Source organism: Enterobacter sp. MALB-1 (assembly GCF_041021625.1).
Taxonomy (GTDB): Bacteria; Pseudomonadota; Gammaproteobacteria; order Enterobacterales; family Enterobacteriaceae; genus Enterobacter; species Enterobacter oligotrophicus.
Genome location: NZ_JBDPJL010000001.1, coordinates 2,138,160 through 2,159,194 on the forward strand (window position 1 = coordinate 2,138,160; position 21,035 = coordinate 2,159,194).

Genomic DNA, 21,035 nt, shown 5'->3' on the forward strand with positions numbered 1-21,035 from the left:
GGCGGCGAGCGCGCCGCCGGGCTTGTTTACTACCAGCCACACACGTCGTGTTCATTCTCCGTATCGTACGCACGAACGGTATTCACCAGATCTTTCACCACGTCCGCAGCAACATCCGGGATCAACAGCTCCATCGGGGCTTCTGTTTCATAATCCACCGAGACACCGTTACTGTTATTGGTGACGGTTACGGTGTAAGTTGCCTTGCCCATGGGTTACTCCTTATGTGTGTTAACCACTTTACCAATGCCAGCGCCGGTGAGCGTGACGTCAGGATCGGCGAAAAAATCGATATTAAAGTAGGTATCGTCGGTCAACAGCTCAATGCGGTGCCATTTCTGTGGCGGGGAAATACCAAATGAACCGGCTTCAATCACCAGCTCAAGATCCGGCTCGGTCGCGGTCGCGTCCGGAAAGCCAAAGTAACGTACAGCCCCCTGCATCACGGACAGGCGGCCATAAACACCCGCTTTGGTATTGTGATGCGTAAAGAGCGCTTTCGGTGCGGTCTCTTTATTCCAGAACGGAGTGGAACGGGTATGAACAAAATTTTCAGGAATACGTAGCATAATGGTTTCCTTCTCAGCGTCAGCCGCTTAAAGAGACTTCAGAACATCAGGTTCGACAAAGAAGTCGATATTAAACAGCGTGTCGTCGGTCATGACCTCGATGTGGTGCCATCTCTCCGGCGGGAAAACGCCGAAATGACCCGCTTCGATAATCAGCTCGCTGTCTGGCTCAGGCGTAAATTCATCAGCATAGCCTAAGTAACGGACTGTGCCCTGCATCACCGAAAGGCGAGGATAAACGCCTGGGCGGGTGCCTTTGTCGAGGTGTCGCTGAAAAATCCCGGCGGGGGCGGTCTCTTTGTTCCAGAAAGGGGTGGAACGGGTGTGAATACAACTCTGCGGAATGCGTAGCATGTTTCCTCCCATGAAAGCCTGCCTTTATTAGACTGCTTTCTGCAGAGGGGAATTTAGCAAAATGTGCATTTAAAATGCGTGTTATTAAAACGGATAACTGCGGTTGCCTCGGGTTTGTTATACAACGTACTCAGTTGTTATTATCCTTAATATTTAAGTGGTTATGATGTAACGAAAAAACTTGATCTGTGTCAACGTATGACGCATATTGCGTGCGGTTATTTTTTGGCTCAGGTAAACAGAATGACGTTGTATCAAAAGATGTTGGTTTTTTACGCAATTATGGCGTCCATTTGCGCACTTATTACCTGGTTCCTGTCAAAAGATAAAAAACGTATCCGCCTGCTGAGCGCGTTCCTGGTGGGTTCAACCTGGCCAATGAGCTTTCCTGTCGCGCTGCTGATCTCGCTTTTCTGAAGCGAGCTTCCCGTTTTGAAAGATGAACATAGCATTCCTGATGTAATGACTGTATAAATAAACAGTTCATCATTAATGGAGTGCTTATGAACAGTTTTTATTCGCAGGTAGCCGGTTGTATCGTGCGCTGGCAAAATCTGCCAGGCGTCGGCGATCCCGTTGTGTTTATTCACGGCCTTGGCTGCGCCTCTTCTTATGAATACCCCCGAGTCGTATACGAGCCCAATTTTGGCGCACGTAGGGCCATTCTTATCGATCTCCCCGGCAGCGGTTACAGCGATAAACCCTCTGATTACAGTTATCGCACCAGCAAGCAGGCTGAGGTGATAGCAGAGTTGTTGACGCATCTTAACCTCGAGTCTTTCTGGCTATACGGACACAGCATGGGCGGCAGTATCGCCATTGAAACCGCAGGTTTACTGCGAACGCGTGTTAAGGGGCTGATAGTATCTGAACCTAATTTCCATGCAGGTGGAGGTATGTTCAGCCGCACAATAGCCGCACAGCCAGAACGCCGTTTTGTTGAACAAGGTTATAGAGCGTTACTTGAGGCCGAGAAATCTGCATGGGCGGGAAGTTTGCAAAGCAACGCCCCACATGCAGTATGGCGTGGTGCTGCGAGCCTGGTAGCGGGTGTTGAGCCCGAATGGGCAGAACAATTCCTGGCGCTCACCTGCCCGGTTACGCTTATTTTTGGAGAATGGTCACTGCCTGATTCTGATGTTAATGAGCTTCAGCAGAAGGGCGTGGAGGTAAAAATCATACCTGATGCCGGACATTCGATGTCCTGGGAAAACCCTTCAGCTCTGGCAAAGGTGTTGGCGGAGTGCCTGGAGAAAAGGTAATAGCCCGCATTACTGCGGGCTGAAATGTCTTAACTCAAAATATCATGAAGGGCTTTGCGGGCGGCAGGCTGCACGTCGTGCGGGTGCTGGTAATCTATGTTCTCGATTGCCCGGCTGTAGAGAGCCACCAGCCAGTCATAAACATAGACCGTTGCCGCATGGACAGGCTGCTCACCCAGGCGCGTCAGGCGCGGTGTGGCGCTATTGACCACGGGCGTGACAAAAATCGGCTGGCCTTTACGCACGCGGCTTGCCGGGCGTTCAGCAACAGGTGTGCGTTCATAACCGAGCCAGCCAACGAAATTACCCAACACGGCATGGAGTTGTGCTGCGCTGCTTTTATCCGTCTCGACAATATGTTGCAACTGTTGAGGAAGGTTCAGGCGGTAACTGGTCACAATCAGGACATCGGTGATTTGCTGTAACACCGCGGGCTCCAGACCCAAGCGGCTGGCGGCATCGCTGCGGCTCCACTGGCGCAGGTGGTTGATCCACACTTTGTGCGCGAGACGGGCTTTGTCTTTGGTCTGGAATGCGGCGGTACTCTCCGGCGCATTTTCCGCGAACAGGTCGATCACATCGGTAAACAGCCCGTTGACCTGCTCCTCGCGAGGTTGCTGTACCGCCAGAAGCGCTTCAAACGCTTTTAACGGGGGCAGCAACCCTTCAAGCAACTCACCGTGACGTGCAGCGCTTCCCTGAAGCATTCGCACCATCTTTTCGGCCTGAGAACGTCTGGCTCCCGCAGCCTGAGCGATCGGTGCCAGATATGTATGCATCAACGCCGACACCTCATGTGCCAGGAGCGTTCGCAACGCGTGAAGGCGCTTCTGGCGTTGTGCGGGCAGCGTGGCCTGCGACAACCATTCGATCACGCGCTGCATGCTATGGCTGTCCAGTGCCTGCAGAGTGCCCCAGCGCTGGCCCGGTTTTCCCAGAAGTTGCTGTACGGCTTCGTCGAGATTCTGTTTCGTGGTAAACCGCGCATCGTGTGGCGTAATAGCCCAGACCAGCCCCGGCAGGGCAGATTCTTCGGCAGGCTGTGTCTCTTTAACCCAGTTCAGAAGCACTTTCGCGGTTTTTGCCGTTTGCTCGTGCTGCGCGGTGGCGTTACAGATCACCAGAACATCCGGCTGGAGCTGCTGACGATAATGTTCAGGCAACCATAAACATTTGGCCTGGGTCAGCAGCGGAGCGTTTTTATCGTTCAACGCGGGGATATCAATAATATCGACGTTATCCAGTACGCAATTCTCAACCGGCAGCACCAGTTCTCGGGTCAGAAATGCCAGTACGTCGAGCGGTATGCTGATCGCGTTAAGCATCTCGCCGTTGTTCAACGGATGGAGCAGGGTTTCCTGTGTTTCAGGAGACGTCAATGCACCGTGCGTGAGGAACCCTTCACCCGGCAGGCCAAAGTTATCCACCAGCAGGCTGAGTGGTGCAGCGATCGCGCTCGCGTGGCTGGTCTGATGCAGAACGTGTGCGAGCTTAAGCCACTGCTGGGTTAGCTCCTGCTGCTCACCCCACAGCAGTGACCAGACGCTGGCACGGGTGCTGAGATCAAGCGACGGAACCAGCAACGCAAACTGATGCCACAGCGCATCATCAATTTGCTGTTTCGCGCCCGGTACGGTGCTTTGCCAGAAACGCGCGATTGCACCCACGTCCTGTGCGGTGATCCCCGGCACACCCTGCGGCTGGCGCAACGCACGCCATTTTTCAAGCCGGGTTTCGATAACCGATTTTTCCACCGGGCGGATTTGCGGATGCAGGGTCGTGCGCGTAATAAACAGTTGCACCAGTTCGGCTTCTGTCACCAGGCTCAGACGCAGCGGAAACGCCTCATCGATAATGTCCTGGCGCTCTCCGGAGAAGCGAACAGCCATGTTGGTTAGCGCGTGTCCGGGGTTAATATGCGAAAAATAGTCGAACGTGCGTTGACCTGGTGTGACGTTGAGGCGGCCATTTCCACTGCCGCACAGTGAAGAGAGCAGGTGCGCTTTCGCCGCCTGAGAATGGCCGTACAGACCAATACTGCCAGGGCCTGCAAGGGCGCGGTCAATAGCCTGCTCACGTGCCTGTGCTGCATTCAGCCTCGCCAGCAGGGCATCGGCTTCGTTATCCAGCATCGGGGCGTGCAGGCGCGTCTCGTTAATCCACCCGATTAAAGCCTGAGTGGTGGCCGTCGTCGCAGTCATTTCAGGTATACGCTCCCGCTGTCGATCCAGTAATGGCTACCGCTATGACGGCGATCGGCCAGTGTATTCAGTTTAAAGGTCAGGGCGTCGGGTGGAACTGGCGTACCATCCTGCAGCCAGGCATCGCTCAGTTCAAAGGATTCCGGGCCTTCCTGTTTATTTCCACCACACAGTTTCAGGCGCACATTCAGCACGCCATCGCCCGCAATGGCTTTTGCCAGCTCGGCGGAGTTGATGCTGAGGGTATACAGCGGCGTTGCGGGCCAACGGGCATTTGCCAGCTGACGGAAGCCGAGCGTGACGTTTCCGCGCAGCGGGAAATGCAGGCGGGCATCCAGTTTTGCGCCGGGTTTATCAAGATCAATATCCTGATACCAGACGTTCTCCTCACGCAGGGTATTAATGGTGTTATCCAGCACACCCAGATAACGCACCGTTGAGTACGCGCCGATATCGGCCGCTTTAAAGTTAAAGCGTGGGAGGCGCAAATCGAGTGCCAGGCTGCACAGCATCGCCCCCACCGCCGCGGTGGATTTTGGATTGCCGATGCGTCCCTGCTGACTGAACGGATACCATTCATGAACCTGATATTTATCCAGCCAGACGATGCGATTGACCGGAACAGGCTGCAGATGACGAATCAGGGCCTGGACACCCGGCAGACAACCCGGACGGCCGGTGATCAGCAAAATATCGCAGCTGTAATGTGAAATGGCTTCGCACACCGCGTGAAGCGGTGAGGCCAGCGTGAACTGACCTGCCAGCATTGCATCCTGCATCTCACGGAAATTGACATGCAGCGGTACGGCAAACAGATCGAAGTTTTCTGAACCGGCAGGCAAGGCGTGATCAATCGCCTGCTGGAGATAATTCATCACATTGCGCGTCGGTTTTTGCGTAAGGAGATCGCCAAATGTGGCGTGGAGGCCAGCCAGCGGATCGTCAATGTCGCTGGATTCCCACGCCGCCAGGATCGCATGACCGATCGGCATAAAGAGCTGAAGCGCCGTCTGCTGACGCAAAACGGCCTGGGTATCAATGCGCCCGGAGTCACCAAACAGCGATGCCATCAGCAGGGAGGCGTCCGCAATCCCTGATTTCTGCAGCTGAGTTTGTAGCGCAGGCAGTACGTAACGCTGGATCACGTCCAGCAGGGTATCGTCGCCAGCCACTTTAAACCCTTCGCGGAACAGGAGCTGTGGCGTGATTTTGACGTTATTACCGGAGCCATCGTCCAGTTGATAATGCGTAATCGCCATATCCGTTGTACCACCGCCGATGTCGATAGAGGCAACGCGCAGCGAGCGCCCTGGCTGAACCCCCGTTTCTGGCTCACGGTCCGGGCGGGCGAGGGAGGCGAAGAAGGCTTCCGTCTGACCGCCAAAATGGGAAATGGCTTCGTTGTACAGCCACACCAGTTGGCCGCAGCTGGCTTCGTCCCACTCCATCTGAATCTCAGGAACCGGCACCACGCTTTTTTCCTGCTGCTTGCGGCTGGAGAAATCTTCATCCTGCGGGTGCCAGCCCATCGCTTTCCAGACAATAGCAATGGCTTCAAACATGCGACGGCGGAAGATCTCACGTTCCTGTTTCGGCATGGCTGAAGGCAGGGTGAGAATGAGTGTGCGTAACTGGCGCGGAGACGCCGGGAAGCCCAGACGCAAGCGCGTGGCAACGCTGTTGATCTGCCCCAGTGCCTGCGCCAGCAGTTCACACAACATGTGTGTCATCAGGGTGCTTCGGCTGTACTGCGGCGAAAAGACTGGCAGGCGCTCGTCCTGAGGCAAGGTAAAGAGCGGCTCACCGTCATCATTCATCAGATTCATGAGCGGGAAGGCTGTCGCCAGCGGTTCACGCTGGGTTTTGCTGTTCATCTGGCTGAAACGCCAGTCCTGCACCACCGGAGTTTCATCCCACAGGTAGCGCCGGGGGCTGGAGATCCCACTGTTGCCTTCGGTCCCGAGACGCTGCATTGCCAGTTTACGCGCCTCATCGCCCACACGGACGATAGAGGGCCAGACAAAAGCATCTTCGCGGCCGCTTTCAACCGAGAAGTGCTGCTTGCCAAAACGCGCTTCCGAGAACTCCAGGCGGCTGGTGAAGAGAGGCTCATTCAGGAACTGTGGCTCGCTTAAGGAGCGCACCTGCAGCTCGGCAGTCTGGCGCAACCCATCGTTCGCATCACCATGATCTTCAATAATCACGCCGCAGGTATGGGTGTTACCCACGTCGAGGATCAGGTCGACCGGAATAGCAGGCGTGCTGAGCGTGTGGGTGACAAATTTCACTTCAGGCACGGTGAGTTGCTCACCGAGCATGGACAGCAGGTTGAGCCAGTGCGCCTGGTACTCAAAACTGCGCATAGCCTGATGGAGATCGCGTTCGGAACGGTTTTCAACGCCCGTTGCAAACTGGGTAAAAGCCTCGCGCAACCAGCCGTCAATCCACGTCTGGTCCAGGAAGTTTTCCACTTCGTCATCGCGCCAGGCGAGCGCAAAGCGTGTTCCGTTCAGAATATCGTTTTCGACTGGCGACAGCGCAGAGGTTGCATGCTCCGCAATCTGGCTGTCGAGCGCGAGGGTGACGCGGTGCGTATTGCCCGCTGTGTCAGGCGCGTCCAGTTTACGCACCTGAACGCGTGCCCAGTTATCCGGGCCATCAACAAAGGTGCGCGGCGGATTAAAGCGCAGGAACGGGATCGGAAGCCAGACACCGTCCAGCACCGTCAGGGACTGGTGCAGCGGAATTGTGCTTTCCGGCTTCACCACTTCCGGCTGACCGCCTCCCGTTGCGGGGAGCGTGTAACGGCCATTGATCAGATCGAAATCCAGACGCAGCAGCGGGCCATTGGCAGTTTTACGCACGAAACGCCCGTTGCTGGCGGTATCCTGCGGCGTCAGGCCAAAATCAAGGAACTGCACGCCGCTGTTGGCAATAAGCGTGACGCTCTGTTTGTAGTCGCAAAGATTTACCAGCATAAGGTCAGGCACCTGCTTTCTTAAACGTCAAAGGAACAACGGTTTTGGCATCATAACGTGCGCTACATTCCGACACATCGCTGGTGCCTGCTTTGCAGGAGATCTCCGGCATCGGATAACGTGAACCGTCCGTGCAGCGTGCATTACCGCGGCTTTTAATCATCAACTCACCGTTGCTGTGCAGCCCGGAGAATACATCGACGCGGCAGATGATATTGTCACCGTGAACCACGCGGGCAGTGCCCTTGTTATTCTGGATCTGATAACGCAGTGACGGCGGCTTGCCGGTCACCGGATCTTTCACGTCAAGGATGGCGCGCCAGGTTCCGTTAAGGAAACGGGTTGAACCGGCTTTTACCTGGTTTGCTTCCATCACCATGGCATCTTTCGGGATCGCAGCAATCACCACCGTTGCTGGAGCAGGCGCGGGCTCTTTTACTTTTGGCTCCAGAACTTCGGCCTGATGCAATGGCAGATTCATCACCAGTTTTTCCACCGTTTTGACCGGTGCAGGGGCAATGACAACCGGCGCGGGAGCAGACCCGGCGGAGGGTGCCGGTTTTGGCCACAGCAGGGGTGTGGCAATGGCGGCGACGATCACTGCGACGGCAGGCAGTGACCACAGCGGCACGCGACGTTTCTTACTTATAACCACAGGTGCTGGCGCTTCTGCCACAGGCTCAACAATGACCGGAGCAGGCTCTGGCGCATAGAGGTCATCCTCGGTGATGTGTACTGTGGTCACGGGCGTAATCAGCGGTTCATCGGCCTGTTCAAAGGTGATAACTGGCGTCGGTTCCGGTTCTGGTTCGGGATCGTCAATAACAACAGGCTCTGGGATGAGTGATTCGCGCAGGCAGTCGAGTACGTCGTCACGTGCATTCGCATTGAGGTTCACAAACCCCCAGAAGCAAATCACGGGTTTGCCCTCAATCAGAAACAGGAAGTTCTCATTCGGGAACTGAAATGCTTTTGAAAGCAGGGAACCAAACAGCTGCTGCGCGGTTTTAGGTGACTGGAGACACTTTTTACTCAGCGACTCAACGCTGGCGACGGTATTTTCCAGATAGCGCAGGGCACGAAACCGGGCGTCTTCATCGGCGGTTTTCCAGCTTACGACCTGCCCGTCGACGGGAGAATACCAGTCGACGCGATCGCCGCCGTCGTTAACCTGAGGAATGGCCAGACAATCGACGATCGCCTGCTGTTTGCGTAACCGGAGCGCTTCACGGATTTGCAACGCTGATTCAAACACGGCTTGTCCGCCGCCGCCAACGGCCTGAAAATCATCCAGATTACCGCTGCGTAAAAGTGTTTTTGCCACGATTTGATCCCATAGACTTCTTCACGCCATTACTTTAACGAAACCGGAAAGCAAGCAAACGGCGGAAGAGACGCCAAAAGGACCGATTTCTTGCGGCATTGATCCTGACGTTTGGGCTTGACGAATAATGGCACTTAAGGCAAATCAACGTTCGGGCACGGGTGATAAAACCAGCGAAAAAAACGGGATTAGAATAACCTGATAGTGTTTCGTTATTTGCCAGGCTATAGCGGCTGTGCTGTTATTACTGTCCACAATAATAAAACCGAAAGGGTTATAACCATGTCTACAGGGAAAACGCTGCTCGCCCTCGCGCTGAGCGCTCTTATACCGGCAGGTGCTGCATGGGCGGCAAATACTGACACCATTATTTACTGCTCGGAGGCTTCACCCGAGTCGTTTAACCCACAAATTGCCAGCTCCGGCCCGTCTTTTGTCGCCAGCTCTCAGGTGCTTTATAACCGCCTGATCAATTTTGACCCGGTGAAAAATACGCCGGTTCCATCGCTGGCGGAATCATGGACGATTTCACCAGACGGCAAGACCTATACTTTCACGCTGCGTAAAGGCGTGAAGTTCAACAGCAATAAATACTTCAAGCCGACCCGTGATTTTAATGCCGACGATGTGATTTTTTCCGTCATGCGTCAGAAAGACCCTAAGCACCCGTATCACAATGTCTCGCAGGGTAATTACGAATACTTTAACGACGTGGGGCTAGATAAGCTGATTCAGGATGTTAAAAAGGTCGATGATTATCATGTCCAGTTCACCCTGAGCGAACCTAATGCGGCGTTCCTGGCTGACTGGGGCATGGACTTTGCGTCAATTCTTTCAGCGGAATACGCAGATGCAATGCTGAAAAAGGGCACGCCAGAAAACGTCGATACCTGGCCGATCGGTACGGGCCCGTATGTGCTGCAGCAGTATAAAGTGGACTCACTGATCCGCTACGTCGCTAACCCAAACTACTGGGATGGCGCAGTGCCGACCAAACACCTGATCTTCTCCATTACGCCGAATGTGGAAACCCGGCTGGCGAAGCTGCAGACCAACGAATGCCAGATCATTCCTGCGCCGTCGCCGGTGCAGTTTGATGTGATTAAGAACAACAAAGACCTGACGCTGCACTCTGTCGATGCCCTGAACGTGGGGTATCTGGCGTTTAACACCGAGAAAAAACCGTTTGATAACGTGCTGGTGCGCCAGGCATTGAACTATGCCACGGATAAAAAAGCCATCGTAAATGCGGTCTTTATGGGCTCCGGTACGGTGGCGAAATCACCGATTCCGCCTAATATGCTCGGTTTCAACAAAGCGCTGAAGGATTACAGCTACGATCCTGAAAAAGCCAAAGCGCTGCTGAAACAGGCCGGGCTGGAAAACGGCGCGGAAGTGACGTTGTGGTCGATGCCGGTGCAGCGTCCGTATAACCCGAACTCACGTCGTATCGCGGAGATGATCCAGAGCGACTGGGCGAAAGTGGGCGTGAAGGCGAAGATTGTCTCTTACGAGTGGGGCGAATACCTCTCTGGTATGCGTAAAGGCGAGCATGACTCGGCGCTGTTTGGCTGGATGTCTGACAATGGTGACCCGGATAACTTTGCCGATGTGCTGCTGGGCTGCAACAGCATCAAAACTGGCTCAAATGCCGCGCGCTGGTGCGATAAGGGTTATGATGAGCTGGTGCAAAAAGCTAAACTGACCAGCAACCCGGCTGACCGTGCGAAGCTGTACAGCCAGGCGCAGGAGATTTTCTACCAGCAAGCACCGTGGATTGCGCTGGCAAATGGCAAAACGTTTTACGCCACCCGCAGCAACGTGACGGGCTATAGCGTAAGCCTGATGGGCAGTGATTTCTCAAAAGCGAAGCTGAACTAAGCATTTAATGCCCGGTAAGCGCAGTGCCACCGGGCAGTTGAAAAGGAGTGACAATGTCACATTTAAACGAGGTTATCGGCCGTGTGGATGCCGCCATTGAAGAGAGCGTGATCGCCCACATGAACGAACTGCTGATTGAACTGAGTGATGATAGCGAGCTGAGCCGGGAAGATCGCTACACACAGCAGCAGCGTCTGCGTACCGCGATTTCGCATCACGGCAAACAGCATAAAGAGGAGATGGAAGCGCGCCACGAGCATTTGACGAAGGGCGGCACCATCCTTTAGGCCTTAAAACTGGCGTCTTGCGACCAGCCAGGCACCCACCACCAGCATCACTGCGCCGCACACCGGCCCAACCAGCGCGCGCAGGGGGATGCCGTTGCTTTTCAACACGTCTATCACCAGCCCGCCAATTAGCTGGCTTGCCACCAGTACGGCAATTGTCGTTGCCGCTCCTACATTCTGATAACCGCTAATACTGGCAAAAACGAAAAACGACCCCAACAGGCCGGGGATCAACGTCCACCAGCGTACCGTCGAGACCAGTTCGCTGACTCCCGCAGTACCCTGTTTAATCAGCAGTATGCTGACAAACAGGACAATACCAACCAGCGAATTCAGGAGCATGGCGATAAGAATGGTCGAAGAGGACTGGGTGATACGCACCATCAGTGTGTTTTGCACGACCAGGCCAATACCTGCGGCGACCAGAAAAGCCAGCGTTAATGACTGATTCATGAAATAGCGTCCGGATCGCTGCGCTCATCAAGCTGCAGCTGCATAAAGGTTAAATCCAGCCAGCGGCCAAACTTGGTTCCCACCTGCGGCATTTGGCCGGTGATGACGAAGCCCAGAGTCTCGTGCAGATGAATCGATGCATGGTTTTGCGCCTCGATCCCGGCCACCATGACATGTTTCCCGATCTTACGGGCTTCGACGATCAACGCGTTCATCAGCAGGCGGCCAATGCCTTTGCCCTGGTGATCCGGGTGAACGTAGACCGAATGTTCCACCGTATGGCGAAAACCATCAAAGGCGCGCCAGTCGCCAAAGGAGGCGTAACCCGTCACCACGCCGTCCTCTTCGCTGATCAGCACCGGGTAGCCCATCAGTGTGCGTGCTTCAAACCATGCGATGCGGTTATCGGTATCGACGGTTTTATCGTTCCAGATCGCCGCAGTATGTAATACCGCGTGGTTGTATATTTCACCGATAGCGGCGCAATCTTCTTTGCTGGCATGACGAACAATCATGACTGATCCCCTGAATATGTTGTTCACTATAGTGTTACGAAACTGACACTATATTACAGAGTATTGGAATTACTCTGCTACGGCATAATCCATATTTTTTTGTTATGAAAACGCCATTGAAATGCCGTTCATACACTATAGTATGACGTCATGAACACTATGACAGACAATATGAATCAACGGATTAGTGCGCGAATTCGCCTTGAGCGCGAGTCGCGCGGGTGGTCATTAAGCGAACTTGCCGATCGGGCGGGGGTTTCACGCGCCATGATCCATAAAATTGAACGTGGAGACAGCAGCCCGACGGCGACGCTGCTCGCACGTTTATCCGGTGCTTTTGGTATCAGCATGTCTACGTTGATTGCGCGGGCAGAAATGCAGGAGGGCAAACTGCTGCGCCTGGCTAACCAGCCCGTCTGGCGCGATCCACAGACGCACTACCTGCGTCGCCATGTATCGCCGCGTACCGATCTCCCGATTGACCTTGTGCAGGTAGAGCTTCCGCCACGTAGCGATGTGCCGATGCCCGCCTCGTCTTACGCGCTTGCGCGTCAGCTGATCTGGCTGCAGTCCGGTGAACTGGTGTTTCAGGAAGGGGATACCCGCCATGAAATGAAGGCCGGAGATTGTCTGGAGCTGGGGCCGCCGAATGACTGCCGTTTTATTAATGAAACGAATGAATCGTGCGTGTATCTGGTCGTGCGGCTTAACCAGTCTGGCTCGTAATGATAAAGCGGCCTGCCGGATCAAGGACTAGTCTCTAATGACATTTGCACAAGTAAGGAGCGATCTATGAGTCAATCTGTAGCGCAAAATCGTCGCTGGGTGCTGGCCTCACGCCCACAGGGTGCACCAGTGGCAGAAAATTTCCGCTTTGAAGAACAGCCGATCCCCGCGCCCGCAGAGGGACAGGTGCTGTTACGCACGGTGTGGCTGTCGCTGGACCCGTACATGCGTGGCCGAATGAGCGATGCGCCATCCTACTCACCGCCGGTTGAGATTGACGCGGTGATGGTGGGCGGGACGGTCAGCCGTGTCGAAAAATCACGTCACCCTGATTATAAAGAGGGGGAATGGGTGCTTGGTTATAGCGGCTGGCAGACATACGAACTGTCTGACGGTAAAGGGCTGGTGAAGCTGGGCGAAAATCCGTCTCACCCTTCGTGGTCGCTGGGCATTCTGGGGATGCCGGGCTTTACGGCCTATATGGGGCTGCTGGATATCGGGCAACCGAAAGCCGGTGAGACGCTGGTTGTCGCGGCGGCGACCGGGCCGGTTGGGGCAACGGTGGGGCAAATCGGCAAAATTAAAGGCTGTCGGGTCATTGGCGTTGCCGGTGGCGCAGAAAAATGCCGCCATGCGGTTGAGGTACTGGGATTTGACCAGTGTCTGGATCACCATGCGGCTGATTTCGCACAACAGCTGGCGAAAGCCTGTCCGCAAGGTATTGATGTGTATTATGAAAACGTCGGCGGGAAAGTGTTTGATGCCGTGTTGCCGTTACTGAACACCTCCGCGCGCGTGCCGGTGTGTGGCCTGGTCAGTGGCTACAACGCGACGGGGCTACCGGATGGCCCGGACCGTTTACCGCTGTTGATGGCGACAATCCTGAAGAAACGTATCCGGATGCAAGGTTTTATTATCGGGCAGGACTACGGCCACAGAATCAGTGAGTTTCAGGAGCAAATGGGCCGTTGGGTACAGGAGGGCAAAATCCATTATCGTGAGCAGGTTACGGATGGGCTGGAAAATGCGCCACAGGCACTCATCGGGCTGCTGGAAGGGAAAAATTTTGGCAAAGTGGTGATACGCGTCGCGACAGATAACTGATTAAACGGATATGGCGGGTTCTCCGCCATAATTATTTGTGAAGATACGATATATTGTCTTTAATTAAATCAGCTAAACTTTACGCACCCTCAGCACAGATGGGCCGAAGAGTAAAAGAAAAATAAAATGTGCAGCATTTGCGTTTTATGCGAACTCCTCATCACCAGGCATGACGATACAGGATATATCGAACCGGCGTCGTTTTTTAAACTGACGCTGTAAATAGCATTTTGTTTTGGCTACGGGAATTAAACATGCTTGATTTGGATCATTTAGAAAAAGCTCAAAGGGTCAGCCTCACCATGCAAGTGGAGATCAGTTTGAAGGGCGCGTTAATTACGGGCTCGCTTAAACCGGGGGCCCGGCTGATCACCAAAGAGATTGCAGATAAATTAGGCACCAGCATCACACCTGTCCGGGAGGCGCTTTTACGTCTGGTGTCTGCTGGCGCTCTGCATGCCACACCGGCCCAGGCTTTCCTGGTGCCTGAGGTGACACTGGATCGCTATAACGAGATCAATGCCATCAGAAAGCAGCTTGAACCGATGGCCGTCGCCGCGGCCTGCGAGCATATGTCGGAGAGCAAACTGGCGACGCTGCGCGAACTGTCGGATATTTTCCATGAGGCCATGCGTCAGGGAAATGTACAGAAAGCGTTGCACGCCAACCGTGTGTTTCGGTTTACGCTTTATCAATATGCTGAAATGCCCACCCTCAGTGCATTAATTGAACAACTGTGGGTGCGGATTGGTCCGTGCATTAACTATCTGCATGAAGAGCTGAAAGACGTACCCGCCGCGACTTATCATTATGCGGATTTGCTCTCCGCGCTTGAGCGAAGGGATGTGGCAGCCAGCCAAAAGGCGATAGATAAAGCCATTGATGAAGCGAATCTACTTTTACAACGGCAATATTTTAGTTAAGGAATTATTTAGCAAGGCGCGTATTTATATTTTTAATATAATCTGGTGGCTAATTCCCGGCGCATTTTTTCCGGGGGGAATTATTATTTTCACCATAAAAAAACCGGCCACTTCCGTAGCCGGTTTTTAACTCACTCAAAGCGGTAAGACACTGACACGCCAACGCCGTAGTTACGACCAGGGGCCGGTTCGTAATAACGTCCGTTGGATTCATTTACGATGACAGAGCCAACATACTCTTTGTCAAACAGGTTATCGACGCGACCAAAGATATCCATGCCCCAGTTGCCATAGTTAAACTTATACCCGCTGTTCAGGCCGACGACGGTGTAAGAGGGCGCTTTCGCCGTGTTCTCGTCATCCGCCATGATATCGCTCAGGTAGCGCACGTCAGTTCCCGCATACCAGCCTTCTTCAGGCTGCCAGCCAAACGAGGCATAACCCATGTTGCGGGCAATACCTGGCATCCGGTTACCGTTACAGTCTGCATCGCTGCACACATTGGTGCGGTAGGTGGCGTCAAGGTAAGTCCAGGCCATTTTCAGCTTCCAGTTCTCTGCAAACTGCTGATCCAGAGACACTTCAACGCCCTGGCGGCGCGTTTTACCGGCATTTTTGTAGCTGGTACGGCCGCCGGAACTGGCATCCACGACGATCTCATCGTCAGTATCAGTGCGGAACAGCGCCGCCGTCAGCAGACCATTACCGATGCGGGTTTTACTGCCCACTTCATACGTGTTGTTGGTGGATGGTTTAAGACCAATGTTCAGTCCGCCCTGGTTGTCAGAACGGTAGGAGAGTTCGTTGATGGTCGGCGTTTCAAAACCGCGTCCTGCGGCAGCATACAGATTCCAGCCGTCAGTGACCGCATATTTCACCGAGCCTGCCGGGAGCCATTTATGGTAGCTCGCGTCTCCACTATCATCGCCATTACCTGGCGTTATGTAATGATCGTTGGAATCGAACCAGACCGAGCTGTAACGCACGCCCGCATCCACCGACAGTTTTTGTGTGAGCTGCCAGCTTGTTTGCAGATAAGGATCGACGTTCCACATCAGGTTACGTTCGTTACGGCGTTTGTCGCCCTTGACGCCATAATCGGGTGCGCCGTTGTCCATCACGAAGTTCTCGTAGCCGCGACGATCTTCGCTCATGTTTTCGTAGTTCAGACCGGTGGTAAATGTCACAGGAACCAGCAACTCACCACGGTGTGTCCAGCGGGTATCAATGCCCTGATAGTGGCGCTGCATATCAATCACGCCGCCGGAGTGGGTCGGCTTCAGCTGCGGCTGATAAGGAATCGACTGGTACTGCGTCATTTCGCGCTCACCGGCGTACATCATCACGCTGAGATCGTCTTGCTCGCTCAACTGTCGGTCATAGCGCAGTCCGGCCTGCGTCTGCTTGATGGTCTTGCGGGTGTTGTACTGATCGCCGCGCGGAGACTGGCGCGGGTTATCCCGCCACTCCTGATAATCCAGCCCGCCCGGATCGTTGGCTTTCATGTCCACGCTGTTGAAGATCAGCGTCAGCTTGCTGGCGTCATCAATGCGAACGCCCAGCTTCGCGTTGGCAAGATTTTTACGTGCGCCACTGTGATCGCGGTAGCCTTTGGTGGTGAAGCGGGTGGTGGAAACGGTGTAATCCACATCTCCCGCGTGTGTGCCATCGCCCATTGCACCGGTCGCTTTCATACCGTAACGCCAGGTGCCGTAGCTGCCATAGTAGCTGCTGGCTTCAAGGGTTGGCGGCTGTTGTCCGGTCTGCGTGTTGATGTTAATCACGCCGCCTGATGCATTGCCGTAGAGGGCAGAGAAGGGGCCGCGCAGCACTTCAACGCTCTCTACGCTGCTGAGGTCAATGTTGGACGTCTGCCCCTGGCCGTCCGGCATGGTCGCCGGAATGCCGTCCACATACATGCGGATGCCGCGCACGCCAAAGGTCGAGCGCGCACCGAATCCGCGCATTGAGAGCTGCAGATCTTGTGCATAGTTCTGGCGGTTCTGAATTTGCAGGCCAGGGACGCTGCCGAGGGATTCAGAAAGGTTAATACGCGGTGCAGCCTGACGCATATCGTCGCCATTCACCACGCTGACCGCTGCGGGGGTATCCAGCTCCGAGACGGGTTGCGGCGTGGCGCTGACGATCATGGTCTGTTCTTCTGCGGCCATCGCACTCAGAGGGCCAAAAATGACAGGAACCAGCAACAGCGGGAGAGTTGCCTTATGGGCAGAAATGATTTTCATGAAGTAAACCGGTTAAGGAAAAGAAACGAACCAAATGGAACATGTGCATACATGTTAAATCTTTTGTAAATCTTTTGAAAACTATAACCGCACATTGCGTTAATGAAAGGTGTTCAGGGAAAGAAAAACTCCACATTCATGCGATTAATGATTACTATTCTCATTAAAATAACGGCGAAGCCATGACTTTGCCTGCCGGAAGCAATGTCAGTAGTACACCCCCTCTTTTAAAAAGGAATTGTTATGTCTTTACGTCATCTGTGCTCGCCGCGCCTGCGTGGCTCTCTGCTGGTAGGCTCTTTATTGTTTGCCGGATCGTTCCAGGTTCATGCTGCCGAAGACATGCTGCGCAAAGCGGTAGGAAAAGGCGCTTATGAGATGGCCGTGAGCCAGCAGGAAAATGCGCTGTGGGTCGCGACATCGCAAAGCCGCAAAACCGACAAGGGCGGTATTGTCTATCGTCTCGATCCGGTCACGCTGGAAGTGACGCAGGCCATTCATAACGATCTCAAACCGTTTGGTGCCACGATCGACAAAGCGACGCAGACGCTGTGGTTTGGTAACACCACTAACAGCGCCGTGACCGCCATTGATGCCAAAACGGGTGATGTGAAAGGGCGTCTGGTGCTGGATGACCGCAAACGCAGTGACACAGTCAAACCCCTGCATCCACGCGAGCTGGTGGCGGATGACACCACCAATACCGTTTACATCACCGGTATCGGTAACGAGAGCGTGATTTGGGTGGTTGATGGCGCAACGCTGAAGCTGAAGGACACGATTGCCAATACCGGTAAATACAGCACCGGTCTGGCGCTGGATGCGCAGGCAAAACGCCTCTACACCACCAATGCGGACGGCGAGCTGGTAACGATTGATACAGCGACCAATAAAATTCTGAGCCGTAAAAAAGTGCAGGATGACGGGAAAGAGCACTTCTACCTGAACCTGAGCCTGGATACCGCCGGACAGCGTGCGTTTATTACCGATTCAAAACAGCCGGAAGTGCTGGTGGTCAGCCTGAAAGATGGCAGCGTCATCGAGAAAATCGCTGCGCCAGAATCGCTGGCGGTGCTGTTTAATCCGGTACGTAACGAAGCCTATGTGACGCACCGCGAAGCGGGCAAGGTGAGCGTGATTGACGCAAAAACCTATAAAGTGACGAAAACCTACGATACGCCGGTCTACCCGAACAGCCTGGCGCTCTCTGCCGATGGTAAAACCCTGTACGTGACGGTGAAGCAGAAATCCACCCGTCAGCAGGAAGCCACTCAGCCTGACGATGTGATTCGTATCGTGCTCTAATGTGGGGATTGCCCGGTAACGCTGCGCTTACCGGGCCTACAAAAACCATGAGTAGCAGGCCGGGTAAGGCGAAGCCGCCACCCGGCTTTTTTATTAACGCGAGGTCTCTTCAATCAGCGGACCGTCCTGTTTTTCATCATCAGGATGAACAGGCGCGGTGCTGTGGATCTCATAGACGCGTTTGCGCACACCAAACCAGCCAGCAACCAGCAGAACAGCCAGCAGTGGAATGGTTGCGATAGTGTAGGTGCCGTTCGGGTAGTCGAACGCCATCAGCACCAGTACGCTGAACAGGAACAGCAGGGTCAGCCATGACGTGACGGGCGCGCCTGGCAGTTTGAAGCTCACATCCGCCGCTTTCCCTTCTTTAATCGCTTTACGCAGGCGCATCTGGCAGACCACGATAAAGGCCCAGGAAGCAATAATGCCCAGCGCGGCAACGTTCAGCACGATCTCAAACACCTGAGAAGGCACCAGATAGTTCAGGAACACACCGAAAACGTACACCACCAGCGTGGCGAGGATACCGGCGTAAGGCACCTGCTGCTTGCTCATCTTCGACATGAATTTCGGTGCGGAGCCGCCCATCGACATGGAGCGCAGAATACGGCCGGTAGAGTAGAGGCCGGAGTTCAGGCTGGAGAGCGCAGCGGTCAGCACCACGATATTCATGATACTGCCCACGTAAGGCACACCCAGTTTAGAGAAGAAGGTGACAAACGGGCTTTGTCCTGCCTGGTAGGCGTTCCACGGCAGGAGCAGCACCAGCAGCACCACGGAGCCAACGTAGAACAGGCCGATACGCCAGATCACGCTGTTGATCGCTTTTGGCACCATGGTCTGGGGATCTTTACATTCACCTGCAGCCGTACCAACCAGTTCGATCGACGCAAAGGCAAACACCACGCCCTGAACCAGTACCAGCGCAGGCAGCAGGCCGTGCGGGAAGAAACCGCCATTATCGGTTATCAAATGGAAGCCTGTGGTATTGCCATCCAGCGGTTTACCGCTGCCGAGGAATACCGTACCGACCACCAGAAACACCACGATCGCCAGCACTTTCACCAGCGCAAACCAGAACTCCATCTCAGCGAACCACTTCACGCCAATCATGTTCATGGTCCCGACGATTGCCAGCGCACCGAGGGCAAACACCCACTGTGGCACATCGCCAAACGCGCCCCAGTAATGCATATACAGCGCAACGGCGGTGATGTCGACGATACCGGTCATCGCCCAGTTGACGAAGTACATCCAGCCCGCCACGTAAGCGGCTTTCTCACCGAGGAATTCGCGGGCGTAAGAGACAAAGCTGCCGCTGGAAGGGCGGTGAAGAACCAGTTCGCCCAACGCACGAAGAATGAAGAAAGAGAAAATCCCGCACACCAGATAAACCAGGGCGAGAGCAGGGCCTGCCATCTGCAGGCGTGCGCCTGCACCTAAAAACAGACCCGTACCGATAGCGCCGCCGATGGCGATCATTTGAACCTGACGGTTGCCCATCGCTTTGTGATAACCCTCTTCGTGAGAGTTCAACCAGCGACGTTTCGCAGCATGATGATCGGCTGCGCTTTTATTGCTTGTTTTCATTGAGTTACCTGTCTGAACCATAGTCATGATAGTCGTCCCTGGCAGGGGCGAAACAAACGATTGCCTCTGCGCAGACACATGCTGCCTTTCCAGTCATTCTGCGTATGGATAAGGCGAAACATGGCGAGGCATCCTACCCGCAATCGATAAGCGACGCAAAATATAACCGTGCCGAAAGTGATGCATGTCGAAGGAAATTGTGTGGTCAGAGCAGACGGGGATCACAATGCGCTGAATCGTGGCGTTTTTTTAGGCAAAACGGCGAGAAAGGTGCTGCTTTAATCATCAGCTTTGCTTAATGATCACACGGTGGAATCAAGCAACGGGAGGCGATTAACGTGACGTTGTCACAAATAACGTTCAGTATCCCGATTACGGTTTGCGCAGTGCGTCAACCAGCAAAGCAAACGCAGTGGTGTGCTGGCGGCGGCTTGGGTAGTAAAGATGATAGCCGTCAAATGCCGGGCACCACGCTTCCAGCACGCGGATTAACCGCCCCTTCGCAATCGCGTCCTGGACAGTGTCTTCCGGTACATAGGCCAGCCCCAGACCATTTTCTGCGGCGTCAATGCGCTGTGGCAGGCTGTTCAGCGTGAGCTGACCCTCAACCCGTACACGCAGTTCGCGGCCGTCACGTTCAAATTCCCAGGCGTACAGTCCCCCGCGCGTTGGCAGGCGCATATTAATGCAGCGGTGCGCGTTAAGCTGCTCGGGAGTCTCGGGCACGCCGAAACGGGCAAGATAATCCGCCGAGCCCACTACCGCCATACGCATATCCGGCGCGATCCGCACGGCAATCATATCTTTCGCCACCTGTTCACCCAGACGCACGCCGGCGTCGAAACGCCCATCGACGATGTCCGTCAGACCGTTATCCACCGTGACTTCGACGTTGATGTCGGGATAGCGCGCCATAAACGGCTTGAGCACGGGCCACAGCACGGCGGACATCGCATGCTCGCCTGCGGTGATGCGGATGTTTCCCGCCGGTCGATCGCGCGTATCACGCAGGGCCGTCAGTTCCTGCTCGATTTCCAGCAGATGTGGGCTTAAGCGCATGAAAAGTTGTTCACCAGCCTCGGTGGGCGCAACGCTGCGGGTGGTGCGGGTCAGCAGACGGACATCCAGCCGGGCTTCCAGATTGCGCATGGCATGGCTCAACGCAGATTGCGACACGCCGAGCTGCGCAGCCGCACGCGTAAAACTTCGCTCGCGGGCAACCACCATAAAAGAGAGCAGGTCGTTAAAATTGTCTTTTAGCATCGTGGATTCACCCATTCATGAATTGTATTCATGGTTCCTTTCTGATTATGCAGT

The 21,035-nt window shown here is 54.6% G+C and carries 19 protein-coding genes; 8 read left to right on the plus strand and 11 right to left on the minus strand.

What is annotated here, in order from left to right:
• Positions 1-29: 29 nt before the first annotated feature.
• The 3 genes from ABGB15_RS10210 to ABGB15_RS10220 are packed head-to-tail and all read right to left on the minus strand — an operon-like array spanning position 30 to position 923.
• On the minus strand, positions 30-212 hold the full coding sequence (locus ABGB15_RS10210) for a DUF1869 domain-containing protein (RefSeq protein WP_063449914.1): 183 nt from the start codon (positions 210-212) through the stop codon (positions 30-32).
• 3 nt (positions 213-215) lie between these two features.
• The gene (locus tag ABGB15_RS10215) at positions 216-569 is read right to left on the minus strand and encodes a DUF1971 domain-containing protein (protein ID WP_152081199.1); all 354 of its coding nucleotides are present in this window, start codon (positions 567-569) and stop codon (positions 216-218) included.
• A 27-nt stretch (positions 570-596) separates the two neighbouring features.
• The gene (locus ABGB15_RS10220; RefSeq protein ID WP_152081198.1) at positions 597-923 is read right to left on the minus strand and encodes a DUF1971 domain-containing protein; all 327 of its coding nucleotides are present in this window, start codon (positions 921-923) and stop codon (positions 597-599) included.
• 243 nt (positions 924-1,166) lie between these two features.
• On the opposite strand from ABGB15_RS10220, the gene ABGB15_RS10225 reads away from it, so the two are divergent.
• Together ABGB15_RS10225 and ABGB15_RS10230 are read left to right on the plus strand one after the other, a co-directional pair.
• A complete protein-coding gene (locus ABGB15_RS10225) occupies positions 1,167-1,340 on the plus strand; it encodes a GhoT/OrtT family toxin (RefSeq protein ID WP_152081197.1) in 174 nt (57 codons plus the stop codon).
• 86 nt (positions 1,341-1,426) lie between these two features.
• On the plus strand, positions 1,427-2,185 hold the full coding sequence (locus ABGB15_RS10230) for an alpha/beta fold hydrolase (protein WP_215722125.1): 759 nt from the start codon (positions 1,427-1,429) through the stop codon (positions 2,183-2,185).
• Between the two features lie 29 nt (positions 2,186-2,214).
• Here the strand turns inward: ABGB15_RS10230 and ABGB15_RS10235 are convergent, their stop codons facing one another.
• The 3 genes from ABGB15_RS10235 to ABGB15_RS10245 are packed head-to-tail and all read right to left on the minus strand — an operon-like array spanning position 2,215 to position 8,688.
• Positions 2,215-4,386: a virulence factor SrfC family protein gene (locus ABGB15_RS10235; RefSeq protein ID WP_215722124.1), complete on the minus strand. Its 2,172-nt coding sequence runs from the start codon at positions 4,384-4,386 to the stop codon at positions 2,215-2,217.
• Positions 4,383-7,364 carry a virulence factor SrfB gene (locus ABGB15_RS10240; RefSeq protein WP_215722123.1) on the minus strand — a complete coding sequence of 994 codons (2,982 nt, stop codon included), beginning with the start codon at positions 7,362-7,364 and terminating at the stop codon, positions 4,383-4,385. The genes ABGB15_RS10235 and ABGB15_RS10240 overlap by 4 nt, the downstream gene beginning before the upstream one ends.
• A gap of 4 nt (positions 7,365-7,368) precedes the next feature.
• Positions 7,369-8,688 (minus strand): SrfA family protein, encoded by a 1,320-nt coding sequence (locus ABGB15_RS10245; protein ID WP_215722122.1) that lies wholly within the window; start codon positions 8,686-8,688, stop codon positions 7,369-7,371.
• Positions 8,689-8,970: 282 nt separating this feature from the next.
• Between ABGB15_RS10245 and ABGB15_RS10250 the strand changes: the two genes are divergently transcribed.
• Complete coding sequence (locus ABGB15_RS10250; RefSeq protein WP_215722121.1) at positions 8,971-10,569, plus strand: ABC transporter substrate-binding protein; 1,599 nt, start codon at positions 8,971-8,973, stop codon at positions 10,567-10,569.
• A gap of 53 nt (positions 10,570-10,622) precedes the next feature.
• Positions 10,623-10,856: a YdcY family protein gene (locus ABGB15_RS10255; protein ID WP_152081191.1), complete on the plus strand. Its 234-nt coding sequence runs from the start codon at positions 10,623-10,625 to the stop codon at positions 10,854-10,856.
• A gap of 3 nt (positions 10,857-10,859) precedes the next feature.
• On the opposite strand, the gene ABGB15_RS10260 is transcribed toward ABGB15_RS10255, so the two are convergent.
• On the minus strand, positions 10,860-11,309 hold the full coding sequence (locus tag ABGB15_RS10260) for a DMT family transporter (RefSeq protein WP_152081190.1): 450 nt from the start codon (positions 11,307-11,309) through the stop codon (positions 10,860-10,862).
• Entirely contained in the window at positions 11,306-11,824 is a 519-nt protein-coding gene (locus ABGB15_RS10265) for a GNAT family N-acetyltransferase (RefSeq protein ID WP_215722120.1), read from the minus strand. The genes ABGB15_RS10260 and ABGB15_RS10265 overlap by 4 nt, the downstream gene beginning before the upstream one ends.
• A gap of 150 nt (positions 11,825-11,974) precedes the next feature.
• Here ABGB15_RS10265 and ABGB15_RS10270 point away from each other — a divergent pair, with 150 nt between their 5' ends.
• From ABGB15_RS10270 to ABGB15_RS10280, 3 genes are all read left to right on the plus strand, one after another.
• Positions 11,975-12,550, plus strand: a complete 576-nt coding sequence (locus ABGB15_RS10270) for an XRE family transcriptional regulator (protein WP_215722119.1) — start codon at positions 11,975-11,977, stop codon at positions 12,548-12,550.
• A gap of 66 nt (positions 12,551-12,616) precedes the next feature.
• Positions 12,617-13,654, plus strand: a complete 1,038-nt coding sequence (locus ABGB15_RS10275) for an NADP-dependent oxidoreductase (protein ID WP_215722118.1) — start codon at positions 12,617-12,619, stop codon at positions 13,652-13,654.
• A gap of 254 nt (positions 13,655-13,908) precedes the next feature.
• The gene (locus ABGB15_RS10280) at positions 13,909-14,577 is read left to right on the plus strand and encodes a GntR family transcriptional regulator (RefSeq protein ID WP_152081186.1); all 669 of its coding nucleotides are present in this window, start codon (positions 13,909-13,911) and stop codon (positions 14,575-14,577) included.
• A gap of 131 nt (positions 14,578-14,708) precedes the next feature.
• On the opposite strand, the gene pqqU is transcribed toward ABGB15_RS10280, so the two are convergent.
• A complete protein-coding gene (pqqU, locus tag ABGB15_RS10285) occupies positions 14,709-16,823 on the minus strand; it encodes a TonB-dependent receptor PqqU (protein ID WP_215722117.1) in 2,115 nt (704 codons plus the stop codon).
• Positions 16,824-17,066: 243 nt separating this feature from the next.
• Here pqqU and ABGB15_RS10290 point away from each other — a divergent pair, with 243 nt between their 5' ends.
• Complete coding sequence (locus tag ABGB15_RS10290) at positions 17,067-18,128, plus strand: YncE family protein (protein WP_215722116.1); 1,062 nt, start codon at positions 17,067-17,069, stop codon at positions 18,126-18,128.
• A 93-nt stretch (positions 18,129-18,221) separates the two neighbouring features.
• Here the strand turns inward: ABGB15_RS10290 and ansP are convergent, their stop codons facing one another.
• Both ansP and ABGB15_RS10300 read right to left on the minus strand, forming a co-directional pair.
• A complete protein-coding gene (gene ansP, locus ABGB15_RS10295; RefSeq protein WP_152081183.1) occupies positions 18,222-19,718 on the minus strand; it encodes an L-asparagine permease in 1,497 nt (498 codons plus the stop codon).
• A gap of 372 nt (positions 19,719-20,090) precedes the next feature.
• A complete protein-coding gene (locus ABGB15_RS10300) occupies positions 20,091-20,981 on the minus strand; it encodes a LysR family transcriptional regulator (RefSeq protein ID WP_152081182.1) in 891 nt (296 codons plus the stop codon).
• Positions 20,982-21,035: the final 54 nt, after the last annotated feature.